This window comes from Mycobacterium sp. NS-7484 (assembly GCF_001953975.1).
Lineage (GTDB): Bacteria > Actinomycetota > Actinomycetes > Mycobacteriales > Mycobacteriaceae > Mycobacterium.
Map to the genome: position 1 here is coordinate 21,074 of NZ_MBEJ01000090.1, position 12,631 is coordinate 33,704.

Below are 12,631 nucleotides of genomic sequence, written 5' to 3' on the forward strand. Positions count from 1 at the left end.
GCACACAGACCCGAGCCTCCACCGGCAGCCGCCGGTTCATCAGTAGTCTGCTCAAAGATGACTGAGGAAGGGTTGAACGGCAGGGCCCGCCTGCGCGGTGGGCTGCGTATGGCCCTGCGTGGGCGGCGTGACCCCGCACCGGTCGCCGGTCGGCGCAGCCGGACGTCGGCCGGTATGGGCGACGTACATACCCGCAAGGTGCTCGATCTGACCATCCGGCTCGCCGAAGTGATGCTCTCCTCGGGCTCGGGTACCGCCGATGTCGTGGCCACCGCCCAAGACGTGGCGCAGGCCTACCGGCTCACCGACTGCGTCGTCGACATCACCGTCGCCACGATCATTGTGTCGGCGCTGCCGACTGCCGACAGCCCTCCGGTCACGATCATGCGCTCGGTCCGCACCAGATCCACCGACTACACCAGGCTGGCCGAACTCGACCGCCTGGTGCGGCGCATCACCTCGGGCGGTATCGCCGTCGACGAGGCACACGAGGCGATGGACGAGCTCACCGAGAGCCCGCACCCCTTCCCACGCTGGCTGGCCACTGCCGGCTGGGCCGGTTTCGCGCTGGGCATCGCGATGCTCATGGGCGGCAACTGGTTGACCTGTCTGTTGGCCAGTGTCACCGCCGCCGCGATCGACCGGGTCGGCCGGGTGCTGAACCGGATCGGGACCCCGTTCTTCTTCCAGCACGCCGTCGGCGCGGCCATCGCCACGCTGGTGGCGTTGGCGGCCTACCAATACACCGGTCAGGGTCTCAGTGCGCTGGTCGCCACGGGCATCGTGGTGTTGCTGTCCGGGATGACCCTGGTCGGTGCGGTGCAGGACGCGTTGACCGGTTACATGGTCACCGCGGTCGCCCGCCTCGGCGACGCGGTGTTCCTCACCGCGGGCATCGTGGTCGGCATCGTCGGTGCGCTGCAGGCCGCCACACTGCTCGGCGTCGGAATCGAACTGCACGTCAATGCGCCCGGCACCTTCATCATCCCCAGCGATCCGCTGCACATCGTGCTGGCCGTCGCCGGTGCGGCGCTGGCCGGGGTCTGCTTGACGCTGGCCAGTTATGCGCCACTGCGTTCGCTGCTCACCGCGGGGCTGGCCGCCGGGCTGGCCGAGCTGACGTTGATCGGCCTGGGCACTGCCGGGTTCGGACAGTGGGCGGCCACCGGTGTGGCCGCGATCGGGGTCGGCTTCATCGCCACGTTGATCTCGATTCGCCGGCAGTCCCCGGCTCTGGTGACCGCGACCGCCGGCATCATGCCGATGCTCCCCGGTCTGCCGGTGTTCTGGGCGGTGTTCGCCTTCGCCGTCGACGAGAAGTTCGGCCAGGGGCTGGCCTACCTGTTGACCGCGGCGGCCACCGCGTTGGCACTGGGCAGTGGTGTGGTGATGGGTGAGTTGCTCGGCTCACCGCTGCGCTACGGCGCCGGACGGATCGGCGATTTCTTCCGGATCGAGGGACCGCCCGGGGTCCGACGGGCCGTCGGACGGGTGGTGCGACTGCGGCCGGCGGAGAACACCGCGGCGGTCGGTGTACAGCGCGCCGAGAGCGTCCCGCTCGAGGCGCCACCCGCACAGGAACCGGACAGTGACGCCGACGGCGACAGCGACGACGCGCCCGGCTCCTGAACCTGCCCCTCGGATCAGGTGAACGGAAGGAAGTCGCCGTTGATCCACACGCCCCAGTGGCCGCCCGCAGGCAGGTTCCACCAGACCATCGGGTGACCCTGCCACGTCTCGGCCGGCTTCTTCGGCGCGTTGGGCGGCGGCGGGAGACTCGGGTCCGGTTCGGCGTTCGCGGTGGCCGTGCCGAGGCCGACGGCGGCCCCGACCACGCCAATAGCCGCGATACTCGCCAGGGTTGCCTTGCTCAGGAACATGGATGCCCACCTCGGTGCTTGAGATCGAACTTCGACACCAGAAGCTTAGCCAATCGAACCGATTGATCCGGCACCCCCGGCGTGATGACTGCCATACGAGTCATGATGGACCCGTTCGGCGCGGTCTGCTCCCAGATCCGAAACTGCGCCGCTCTGACGCCGATTCAATTCCGGGACGGATGGTTAACCTCCTAAGTGTGGGCAACAGTCGAATGAAGGTGTTGATCATCGGTGGGGGATTCGGCGGCATGTTCTGTGCGCGTCGGTTGGGCGGCGTCGACGTCGACGTCACTGTGCTCGACCGGTCGGCCGGACATCTGTTCCAACCGCTGCTCTACCAATGCGCCACCGGGACATTGAGCCTCGGACAGATCAGCCGCCCGTTGCGTGAGGAATTCGAGCGGCACCGCAACGTCACCACCCTGCTCGGCGAAGCCATCGACGTCGACCCCGACACTCGCCGGCTGACCGCCCGGCGGCCCGACGAGACGACGTTCACCATCGACTACGACGTGCTCGTCGTGGCCGCGGGCATGCAACAGTCCTATTTCGGCAACGAGCACTTCGCTCAGTGGGCACCGGGGATGAAGACCCTCGACGACGCGCTGCACATCCGTCAGCGGATCTTCACCGCCTTCGAGATCGCCGAGACGCTGCCGCCGGGGCCGGAGCGCGATGGCTGGCTCACCTTCGCCGTCGCCGGTGGCGGGCCGACCGGTGTCGAACTCGCCGGTCAGATTCGCGAGATGGCCACGCGCACCTTGGCCAACGAGTTCCATAGCATCGAACCCGAAGAAGCCAGGGTGCTGCTGTTCGACGGCGGTGAGCGGGTGTTGAAGTCCTTCGCCCCGGAGCTGGCGGACAAGGCGACACGGTCGCTGCAGGATCTCGGCGTCGAGCTGCACATGGGTGTGCATGTGACCGACGTCGACCAAGCCGGGGTGACCGCCAGCCCGAAAGGCGATGGCCCGGATGAGCAGTACGCGGTGCGGACTGTGTTGTGGACGGCCGGTGTCGAGGCCGTACCGTTCGCCCGCCACGTGGCAAAGGTGCTGGGGGCTGAGTCGGACCGTAGCGGACGAATCGCGGTCGGCCCGGATCTTTCCGTGCCCGGCCATCCCGAGGTCTTTGTCATCGGCGACCTCGCCGGCCGTGACCACCTGCCCGGGGTGGCCGAGAACGCGATGCAGGGCGGGCTCCACGTGGCATCGTGCATCCGGCGCGAGCTTGCCGGGAAGTCCCGGCGGCCATTCCGCTACCGCGATCTCGGCTCGGCGGCGTACATCGCTCGCGGGCAGGCGCTGCTGCAGGTCGGTCCGGTCAAGATCGCCGGCTTTTTCGGCTGGCTGGCTTGGGGGCTCATCCATATCGCGTTCCTGGCCGGGGTCAGAAACCGGATCAGCACGGTGAGTACCTGGATGGTCACCATCGCCCGCGCCAACCGCGGGCATCGGGCATTCATGCTCGGTTCCGCCGGGTCGCCCGAGCAGCACTACACCTGGACGGTGTGGGATGCGCCGACACCGCCGCCGCAGGCGCAGGTGGAGGGCGAACGGTAGCGCGGTGTGCGACGATGCACGGACCGCCCGGTTCTCCTGGTAGATGTGCCGGCGGTGTTGACAGAGAGGACCGCCGGATTGACCACTGACGCGCGCCGCGCCACCCGTTCGGTCAGCGGGATGAAGCGCGCCATCGCGGGGCTGACCCTCGTCGCAGCCGCGCTGGCTACGGCGGCCCCGGCCGCCGCCGACCCGGCTGTGCCCGAGCCGGCGCCCGCCCCGGTCGATCCGGCACTGGCAGCACCGCCGCCGCCGGCCCCGGCCGGTCCGCCGCAGGTTCCCGAGATCGCGAACCCGCAATACGGTTCCGGTCAATACGGTTCCGGCCCGATCGGCACGTTGCGCGATCTGTGGCACCAAGCCCACGATCCATACGGCTTCCAAGGCGGCGGGGGAGCGCCCCAGGGGGTCGCGCCGCCGCCGGGCGCGGGTCCGCCGCCGCCGTTGCCGCCCGGCTATGTATCGATCAACGCCCCCGGCTCGGAGACTCCGATGACTGAGCCGCCACCGGGCTCCGAACCGGCCGGTCCACCGCTGCCGCCCGGCTATTACTCGTTGAACGGGCCGCCACCGCCGGGGTACGAGTACAACAACACCCCGGGGCAGCGGCCGGCGGCGCCTCCGGCAGCTCCTACGCCGTAGCGGGGTGTCCCAAGACGTGGCCCAGGGCCTGTTTCAGGTCGGGGTGACGGAAGTGGTGACCGGCCGCCTGCAGCCGCGCCGGCATCGCACGCTGGCTCGCGCAGGCCAGTTCCCGGGCACCCTGCTCGCCCAGTAACAGCCGCGGCCCCCACACCGGGACCGGCAGAACCGTCGGGCGGTGCAGCACGGCGCCGAGCGCGTCGGTGTATTCGGCGTTGCGCACCGGGCTCGGCGCCGCCGCGTTGATCGGTCCTGACAGTGCGTCGTCCCATAGGCCCCGGTGATAGATGTCGATCAGATCGTCGATGCCGATCCACGGCAGCCACTGCCGGCCGTCACCGATGCGGCCACCGAAACCGGCGGCGAACAGCGGACGTAACAGCCGTAGCGTGCCGCCGCGCGGCGACTGCACAATTCCGGTGCGAATGCGCACCACCCGTATGCCGCGCCGCTCGGCCGGTGCCAGGCTGTCCTCCCAGTCGGCGACCACGTCGGCCAGAAATCCCTCACCGCGTTCCGCGGTCTCGGTGAGCACCTCGTCGCCACGGTCGTGGCCGTAGAAGCCGACCGCCGAGGCGCTGAGAAGAATCCGGGGGCCGGCATCGGTACGCGCGATGAGTTCGGCGAGCCGCCGGGTCGGCTCGACACGGCTGTCGCGGATCGCGTGGCGGTGTCCTTCGGTGAAGCGCCCGGCGATCGACGCGCCCGCCAGGTGGATGACGGCATCGACACCGGCGAGCAGGTCAGGGTGCGGGTCGTTCGGGTTCCATTGCCGCTCATCGGGTTTCGTGGCCGCGCGGCGTACCAACCGGATGACCCGGTGGCCTCCGGTGCTCAAGAATGCGGTCAGTGCCGTACCGACCAGTCCGGATGCCCCGGTGACCGCGACAGTCAGCGGTGCCACTCCGTGGGCCCGGGCGCGTTGGTGGGTGGCCAGATCGTCGGCCAGTTGCCGATGACGGTAGACGAACATCGGTCGCAGGAACCGGCCGGGCACCGGGGTATCGACCCGGTCGGTCATCCTGGTGCGGTTGTCGCCGACGGCATCGAAGTCGTGAATGTGGTTCCAGCGCACCGTCACAGCGGCCGGAAGCGACGCGAGCCCGCCACTGGCGATCTTGTCGGCGAACCGCCTGGGTGGGTCGTAGGCGTCGGCCTGGTGCGCGGCCACCCACCGCAGCCCGCCGGGCAGGGCGAGTTCGGCGCGACCATCTCGCAGTGAGACAGCCTCGGATTTGAGGTGCAGCGATTGCCATGGCGGCGACAGCCTGGTGAACGCGCCCGGCCGGGCGTGCCAGGCGAAGACTTCATCGCGTGGGGCGTCGATGACGCTGGAGTACACCAATCCCATCGATCCGACGCTACGCCGGCAAAATCCGCCGTCTGGGCCGACGACCGTAAGGTCGCATCAACTGTAGGGCTTTCTGTAATAGAGTCCGTACGTGCTTGAGGTGCCGGTGGAAGGTGGGTCTGTGGAGCGCATGGCGATGACGCCGTTCTTCGTGAGCGGTGACGACGGGTTCACCCCGAACAAGATCGCCCACGGCGGCTGGGGGCCGACACTCGGCGGCCAGGTCGTCGGCGGCCTGCTGGCCCGCGCAGTCGAACAGCTCGTCACCGACGACGATTTGCAGCCGGCGCGGTTCACGGTGGAGATCTTGCGCCGCGTGGCCAGTGCGCCGGTTCGGGTCAGCGCTTCGGTGGTGCGGACCGGCGCACGAATGCAGTCGGTGGATGCGGCGATGACGCAGGACGGAGAGCTGGTGGCCCGCGGGTCCGCGTTGTACCTACGGCGCGGCACACAACCTGACGGCGAATTTTGGTCGGCCCCGCTCGACTTGCCGGCGCCGCCTGACGAACCGGCGCAGTTCGACGACGCGGTGCCGATGTTCATCAAGGCATACGGGCCGGATCCCGAGTGGACCGGCGAGGGGTTCCCGTGGCAGCAGGCCGGTCCCCGCTACGCGTGGCTGCGTGAGGTCCGCGAGCTCGTGGCCGGTGAAGAGCTCACACCCTTCATCAGAGCCGCCCTGGCAGTCGACGTCACCAGTTCGATGACCAACTTCAGTTCGGCCGGGCTGGCGTTCATCAACGCCGACTACACCTTGGCGCTCAGCAGGCTGCCGGTCGGTCCGTACATCGGGATGGCCGCGGTGACGCACACCAGTGCTGACGGGGTGGCCACCGGCAGCGCGAGCCTTTACGACACCCTTGGCCTGATCGGTACCGGATTGTCCACTGCCGTGGCCAATTTCAACTTCAGTCCGAACGGACAAGCACCGCGACGAGAAAGTCCGACGACTCGTTGAAGGGACGCAGATCCCAGGTCGACAGCAACAGGTCGGGGGCGAACCCCGCCGCTCGGGCATCGTCGAGAAATTGCGTGAACTCGTACTCTCGGCCGGCGCCGAATCCGATCACCGCCCGACCGTCGTCAGCGAGGTGGGCGCGCAGCCGCGTCAGCACCTGAACCCGCGTGCTCGGGGCGAGAAAGGCCATCACGTTGCCGGCCGAGACGATGACGTCGAAGGGATCGGCGATGCCGCGCGCGGGCAGGTCGAGTTCGGCAAGGTCGCCGACGAGCCAGCGCGGGCCCGGGTGGTCCTGCTCGGCGGCCTCGATCAGCACCGGGTCAACGTCGACGCCCACCACCTGGTGCCCTGCCTCGGCCAGGTAACCGCCCACCCGGCCGGGCCCGCAGCCGGCGTCGAGGATGCGGGCCTGACGCGAGGCCATGGCATCCACGAGACGAGCCTCCCCGGCCAGGTCCTCCCCGGCACGCGCCATCGCACGGAAGCGCTCGACGTACCAATGCGAGTGCCCGGGATCGGCCGCGACCTTCTGCATCCAGAGACTCTGCTCGACCATACGAGCATTGTCGCAAGCGGCCGGCGTGCTGCTGCTCAGCCCCTGGCGTCGAGGATCTTGATCGCGAAGATCAACGAATCGCCCGGCTGGATTCCCGCGGCCGGCTGGCCCTCGGGGTAGCCGTCCGCGGAAGTCATGGCGACGGCGACCGTGGAGCCGACCTTCTGCCCCGAGATGGCCTTCTGGAAGCCCGGCACCACACCGGTAAGTGGGAAGTCGACCGGCTCGCCGCGTTCGTAGCTGCTGTCGAAGACCGAGCCGTCCCGTCCGTTGACACCCATGTAGCAGACCGAGACGTTGGCCGTCGGTGAGACCACCGGCCCGTCGCCGGCCGTGAGGGTGTGCACCTGGGTCTCCGTCACGCTGAACGGTCCGTCCACCTTGACCACAGGTGCCGCGCTGTCGGTCGAGCCGGTGACGGCGACACTGCCGGTGGCACCGGACAGCGTCCACTCGGGCGTGCCCGCATTCTGCGGGGCCGCCGTCGGACAGGTTCGGGCTTCGGTCGCGGTCTCGGCGATGGACGGTGTGAGGACGTCTCCGACCGAGGTTGTGCTGGTCGGCGATGCGCTCGACGAGGTGTCGGAATCCGACCCGCAGCCAGCGAGCGCGAGGGACAACGAGGCGGCGCACGCCGCGAGTGCCAGGGAAGAAGACAGACGAGAGGAATTCACGGTCGCCACGCTACATCTGCGTTGATCCGAGCCGGAACCTTGATTCCTTCCAAATTGGTCGCCACACTCGAAGTGATGGCTGATGGCCTCGAGTTCGCAGACATGTTGCGCTCGGCCGGGCTCCGCGTAACCCGCCCCCGGCTGGCGGTTCTCGATGCGGTGGGTGAGCATCCACATGCCGAAACAGAGCAGATCATTCGCGCCACCCGGGCGCACCTCCCGGACGTTTCCCATCAGACCGTCTACGACGCGCTGAACGCGTTGACCGCGGCCGGTTTGGTACGCCGGATACAGCCGAGCGGTTCGTTGGCCCGTTATGAGACGCGGGTCGGCGACAACCACCACCACGTCGTATGCCGGTCGTGCGGCGTCATCGCCGACGTGGATTGCGCGGTCGGCGCAACTCCATGCCTGACCGCATCAGATGACAACGGTTTCGAGATCGACGAGGCCGAGGTCATCTATTGGGGCCTGTGCCCCGATTGTTCGCGTTCTAAAGATCCTGATGGCAGCCCCGTCAGCCGGAGATGAAAGGGAATGCAATGCCTGCCGATACCTCTGATGCCCGTCCGCCCCATTCCGACGCCGAAACCCACAGCCACAGTGAGTCCGAGAATCCGGTCATCGATTCGCCGAAGCCAAAAGCCCATGCGCCGCTGACCAACCGTGACTGGTGGCCCGAGCAGGTCGACGTGTCGGTGCTGCACCGGCAGAACAACAAAGGCAACCCGCTCGGCGAATCCTTCAACTACGCCGAGGCGTTCGCGCAGCTCGACGTCGAGGCGTTCAAACGCGACGTGATCGAGTTGATCAACACCTCACAGGACTGGTGGCCGGCTGATTACGGCAGTTACGCCGGCCTGTTCATCCGGATGAGCTGGCACGCCGCCGGGACGTACCGCATCTTCGACGGTCGCGGCGGAGCCGGTGAAGGCAGTCAGCGGTTCGCCCCACTCAACAGCTGGCCGGACAACGCGAATCTGGACAAGGGCCGGCGACTGCTGTGGCCGATCAAGCAGAAGTACGGCGACAAGATCTCCTGGGCCGATCTGATCGCGTTCGCCGGTAACGCCGCGTTGGAGGGAGCGGGGTTCACGACGTTCGGCTTCGCCTTCGGGCGTGAGGACATCTGGGAGCCAGAGGAAATGCTGTGGGGTCAGGAGGACACCTGGCTGGGCACCGATCAGCGCTACGGCGGCACCAACGAGTCCGACCGCCGACTGGCACAGCCGTTCGGTGCGACGACGATGGGGTTGATCTACGTCAATCCCGAAGGCCCCGAAGGCAAGCCGGATCCAGTTGCCGCGGCCCACGACATCCGTGAGACCTTCGGCCGGATGGCGATGAACGACGAGGAAACCGCGGCGCTGATCGTCGGCGGTCACACGCTGGGCAAAACCCACGGTGCCGGTGACGGTGACCTGGTCGGCCCGGAACCCGAGGGCGCCCCGATCGAGGAGCAGGGTCTGGGCTGGAAGTGTGCCTTCGCCTCCGGCAAGGCCGGCGACACCATCACCAGCGGTCTCGAGGTCGTCTGGACGCCCACACCGACCAAGTGGGACAACAGCTTTTTAGAGACGCTCTACGGCCACGAGTGGGAACTGACCCAAAGCCCTGGCGGAGCTTGGCAATTCGAGGCCAAGGACTCGCCGGAGATCATCCCGGACCCGTTCGATCCCAACAAGAAGCGCAAGCCGACCATGCTAGTCACCGATGTGTCGCTGCGGGTGGATCCGATCTACGGCGAGATCACCCGCCGGTGGCTCGATCATCCCGAGGAGATGGACGAGGCGTTCGCCAAGGCCTGGTACAAGTTGATGCACCGCGACATGGGCCCGGTCAGTCGTTATCTCGGTCCGTGGATCCCCGAGCCGCAGCTGTGGCAGGACCCGGTGCCCGATGTCGATCACCCGTTGATCGACGAGCAGGACATCGCCGGGTTGAAGGACAAGGTGCTCGGGTCCGGCCTGACGGTACAACAGCTGGTGAAGACGGCATGGTCGGCGGCGTCGAGTTTCCGCGGTACCGACAAGCGCGGCGGGGCGAACGGCGCGCGGATCCGGCTGGAGCCGCAGCGGCGCTGGGAGGCCAACGAGCCGTCCGAGTTGGACAAGGTGCTGCCGGTGCTCGAACAAATCCAGCAGGACTTCAACGGCTCGGCGGCCGGCGGCAAGAAAGTGTCACTGGCCGACCTGATCGTGCTGGCCGGGTCCGCGGCGATCGAAAAGGCAGCCAAGGAGGGCGGTTACGAGATCAACGTCCACTTCGCCCCGGGGCGCACCGACGCCACGCAGGAGAACACCGACGTGGAGTCGTTCGCGGTGCTCGAGACCCGTGCCGACGGCTTCCGTAACTTCTTCCGCCCCGGGGAGAAGGCGCCGCTCGAACAGCTGTTGGTGGACAAGGCGTATTTCCTGAACCTCACCGCTCCCGAGATGGCGGTGTTGGTCGGCGGATTGCGCGCGCTGGCTGTCAATCACGGCGGCAGCAAGCACGGTGTGTTCACCGACAAGCCGGGTGTGCTGTCCAACGATTTCTTCGTCAACCTGGTCGACATGCGCAACGAGTGGAAACCTTCGGAGAACACCGAGAACGTCTACGAGGTCAAAGACCGTGCCACGGGTGCGACCAAGTGGACGGCCACCGCCAACGATCTGGTGTTCGGCTCGAATTCGGTGTTGCGCAACATCGCCGAGGTCTATGCGCAGGACGACCACAAGGGCAAGTTCGTCGAGGATTTCGTCGCGGCGTGGGTCAAGGTGATGAACAACGACCGGTTCGATCTCGACTGAGCGGGGCGGCTTTTCGGCGATGTGGTCGGCCGGCGCGAAAGCCCGTTTCGATCACACCGCCGACAGCTGCCGCGCAATTTCTCCGTAGCGTTCGAGACGATCGGGCCCGGCCAGGGCGTTGTAGAGCACGATGCGCGTCGCGACGCCCTGGTACTTGGCGGACAATGCGTCGGCCAATCCGTCCCAGGTCGACTCGGTGGCGAACGCAGCGATGTGGTCGTCGGTGATCTGGGCCGCCATGCCTGCGAGGTCCCCGGCCTTCTGCTTCTCCCGAAGTCGCGCGGTGGTTCCCTCGAAGCCGGCCTCGTCCCAGATGAACGCATAGTTCGGCGTGCTTCCGTAGAAGCTCATGCTGGCCCGGACCAACTCGCGCTCATGGGCCCGTTCGGCATCACTGTCACCGACGATCGTCATGACCGGCACGATCTTGGCAATGTCGGCAACCGACCGGCCGGCCTTCGCTGCGCCGGCCGCCAGGTTGGGCAGCACATGGCGGGTGATGTAGCCGGGTTCTCCGATCGGATGGATGTGCACACCATCGGCGACCTCACCGGCCATCCGTAGCATCCACGGATTCACTGCAGCGACATCGACTTTGGGGTCGGCCGCATCGATCGGGCCGGGACTCCACTGCGCAGTGATGAAGTCGAGGTTGTAGAAATCGCCGTGATGGTCCAGCTTTCCGGTCCGGAAGGCGGCGAAACAGGCCCTGACCGCCAACACGTAATCGCGCAGGCGCGGGCCGGGGTGTTCGAACGGCATTCCGTAACGGCGTACGACGTGCGTGCGGACCTGGGTGCCGATGCCCAGTCGGAATCTCCCGCCGGTGGCTTCCTGGAGTTCCCATGCCGAGGCTGCGGTGATGAACGGGCTGCGCGGAAAGGCAACGGCGACACCGGTCGACAGGGTCAGGCCGGGCGCAGCTTGAGAGGCGACCGCGGCGTTGAGGTATGCCGTGCGACCGGTCTCGGTGAGCAGCAGGCCGGCGAATCCGGCGGCCTGGGTGCGACGGGCGAGTTCACCGATTCGGGCCAACGGTTGCGGAACGGTCATCACGTCGACGTACACGTGGGGGAGCGTACGTGCCCAGCACCCGCGCGACGGTGGAAGTGAACCGTTTTATCGGGGCGCCTCGGCAATTCGGGCGGCTGCCGCGCCGCCCGGTGAAACGGGCGCAGCGAGCAACGTTCTGCAACAGCGGCCACAACTATCTCAATTAGCACATGAGTCACAGGGGAAATTCTTCTCCCTTTGTTCACTTGCAGATCTGAATTCACATTTGACTCAAATTTCACGGGGCTGACGGAACGCCGATTGTGAGCGTCGCTCATGGCCCTGACCTGGACAGTATCGCGTCCTGACAGGGGCCGTTGTTCGACTCATCTGCCCCACTAGGCGCATAACTATTAAATAAACTCAGAGAAGATAATAAGACTCTCTAGCACGTGTTTTTTACTTTCATCCCATGGGTAAGCTCCGTACCACGATGGGGTGGAGCAACAATCTCTCGCCCTTGCCTTAACCGGCGTGCGCTTCGGCGTACAACGCCAGGAGGGGGTCGACATGCGTACGCGCAAGATCGCCACGGTGGTCGCCTTCGTCGGCGCGATGGCCCTGGCGCAGACAGTCTTGACCGTCCCGCCTGCCGGCGCAGAACCGAACTGGGATGCGATGGCCCAATGCGAATCGGGCGGAAACTGGTCGGCCGACACCGGCAACGGGTTTTACGGTGGGCTGCAGTTCACCCCGGCCACGTGGGCCTCACACGGCGGAACGGGGTCACCGGCCGCCGCTTCACGCGAGGAGCAGATCCGGGTGGCGCGCAACGTATTGCAGACGCAAGGTCTCGGCGCGTGGCCGGTCTGCGGCGGCCCCATCGGTATGGCCACCGGAACCTGCCGTCAGTTGGTGGCCTGGATTCCGTTGGCCAACCTTCCTCGACTGTGCACTCTGGTGCTCAATCCGTTGGCCTGAACGCAACGGTCGCCACGCCGTCAGCCGTCGACGGCGAAAAAGTCTTGGGCAGCGCCGAACTCATTCTCAGCAAACGCTCAGTAGGTCACTGCAACATCTACGTAGGCGCCGGCATGGCGCATATATGTCGGTGTCGCAAGGGAAGAAGCAATTTTGATGGATCAATGGTCGGCGCAGCCGTCGCAGCACAGCAACTCTGGGCGTGAAACGAATCACATGACGGGTCAACATAATCCGAGTCC

General features: G+C 66.9%; 12 protein-coding genes. 7 read left to right on the top strand and 5 right to left on the bottom strand.

The annotated features are described in order from the left end of the window. Positions 1-57: 57 nt before the first annotated feature. Positions 58-1,629 (top strand): threonine/serine exporter ThrE family protein, encoded by a 1,572-nt coding sequence (locus A5733_RS15995; protein WP_076240815.1) that lies wholly within the window; start codon positions 58-60, stop codon positions 1,627-1,629. 14 nt (positions 1,630-1,643) lie between these two features. Here the strand turns inward: A5733_RS15995 and A5733_RS16000 are convergent, their stop codons facing one another. Then, positions 1,644-1,880, bottom strand: coding sequence for a hypothetical protein (locus A5733_RS16000; RefSeq protein ID WP_076240816.1), 237 nt, complete (start codon positions 1,878-1,880; stop codon positions 1,644-1,646). A 212-nt stretch (positions 1,881-2,092) separates the two neighbouring features. Here A5733_RS16000 and A5733_RS16005 point away from each other — a divergent pair, with 212 nt between their 5' ends. Continuing rightward, positions 2,093-3,439: an NAD(P)/FAD-dependent oxidoreductase gene (locus tag A5733_RS16005; protein ID WP_142254034.1), complete on the top strand. Its 1,347-nt coding sequence runs from the start codon at positions 2,093-2,095 to the stop codon at positions 3,437-3,439. A gap of 120 nt (positions 3,440-3,559) precedes the next feature. Then, a complete protein-coding gene (locus A5733_RS16010; RefSeq protein ID WP_076240818.1) occupies positions 3,560-4,081 on the top strand; it encodes a hypothetical protein in 522 nt (173 codons plus the stop codon). Here A5733_RS16010 and A5733_RS16015 read toward each other — a convergent pair. Beyond that, positions 4,071-5,432, bottom strand: a complete 1,362-nt coding sequence (locus A5733_RS16015) for a TIGR01777 family oxidoreductase (RefSeq protein WP_076240819.1) — start codon at positions 5,430-5,432, stop codon at positions 4,071-4,073. The genes A5733_RS16010 and A5733_RS16015 overlap by 11 nt on opposite strands. A gap of 136 nt (positions 5,433-5,568) precedes the next feature. Here A5733_RS16015 and A5733_RS16020 point away from each other — a divergent pair, with 136 nt between their 5' ends. After that, the gene (locus tag A5733_RS16020; RefSeq protein WP_142254035.1) at positions 5,569-6,390 is read left to right on the top strand and encodes a thioesterase family protein; all 822 of its coding nucleotides are present in this window, start codon (positions 5,569-5,571) and stop codon (positions 6,388-6,390) included. On the opposite strand, the gene A5733_RS16025 is transcribed toward A5733_RS16020, so the two are convergent. Beyond that, positions 6,341-6,949 (bottom strand): bifunctional 2-polyprenyl-6-hydroxyphenol methylase/3-demethylubiquinol 3-O-methyltransferase UbiG, encoded by a 609-nt coding sequence (locus tag A5733_RS16025; protein ID WP_067765765.1) that lies wholly within the window; start codon positions 6,947-6,949, stop codon positions 6,341-6,343. The two genes, A5733_RS16020 and A5733_RS16025, sit on opposite strands and share 50 nt — an antisense overlap. Positions 6,950-6,984: 35 nt before the next feature. Beyond that, positions 6,985-7,632, bottom strand: coding sequence for an FKBP-type peptidyl-prolyl cis-trans isomerase (locus A5733_RS16030; protein ID WP_369830945.1), 648 nt, complete (start codon positions 7,630-7,632; stop codon positions 6,985-6,987). Positions 7,633-7,698: 66 nt separating this feature from the next. On the opposite strand from A5733_RS16030, the gene A5733_RS16035 reads away from it, so the two are divergent. Together A5733_RS16035 and katG are read left to right on the top strand one after the other, a co-directional pair. Continuing rightward, positions 7,699-8,154, top strand: coding sequence for a Fur family transcriptional regulator (locus tag A5733_RS16035; protein ID WP_067765836.1), 456 nt, complete (start codon positions 7,699-7,701; stop codon positions 8,152-8,154). Between the two features lie 11 nt (positions 8,155-8,165). Beyond that, positions 8,166-10,415 carry a catalase/peroxidase HPI gene (gene katG, locus A5733_RS16040; protein WP_076240821.1) on the top strand — a complete coding sequence of 750 codons (2,250 nt, stop codon included), beginning with the start codon at positions 8,166-8,168 and terminating at the stop codon, positions 10,413-10,415. 51 nt (positions 10,416-10,466) lie between these two features. Here katG and A5733_RS16045 read toward each other — a convergent pair whose 3' ends face one another. Further along, positions 10,467-11,483, bottom strand: coding sequence for a TIGR03617 family F420-dependent LLM class oxidoreductase (locus A5733_RS16045; RefSeq protein ID WP_067765759.1), 1,017 nt, complete (start codon positions 11,481-11,483; stop codon positions 10,467-10,469). A gap of 495 nt (positions 11,484-11,978) precedes the next feature. Here A5733_RS16045 and A5733_RS16050 point away from each other — a divergent pair, with 495 nt between their 5' ends. Then, positions 11,979-12,389, top strand: a complete 411-nt coding sequence (locus tag A5733_RS16050; RefSeq protein WP_067765756.1) for a transglycosylase family protein — start codon at positions 11,979-11,981, stop codon at positions 12,387-12,389. Positions 12,390-12,631: the final 242 nt, after the last annotated feature.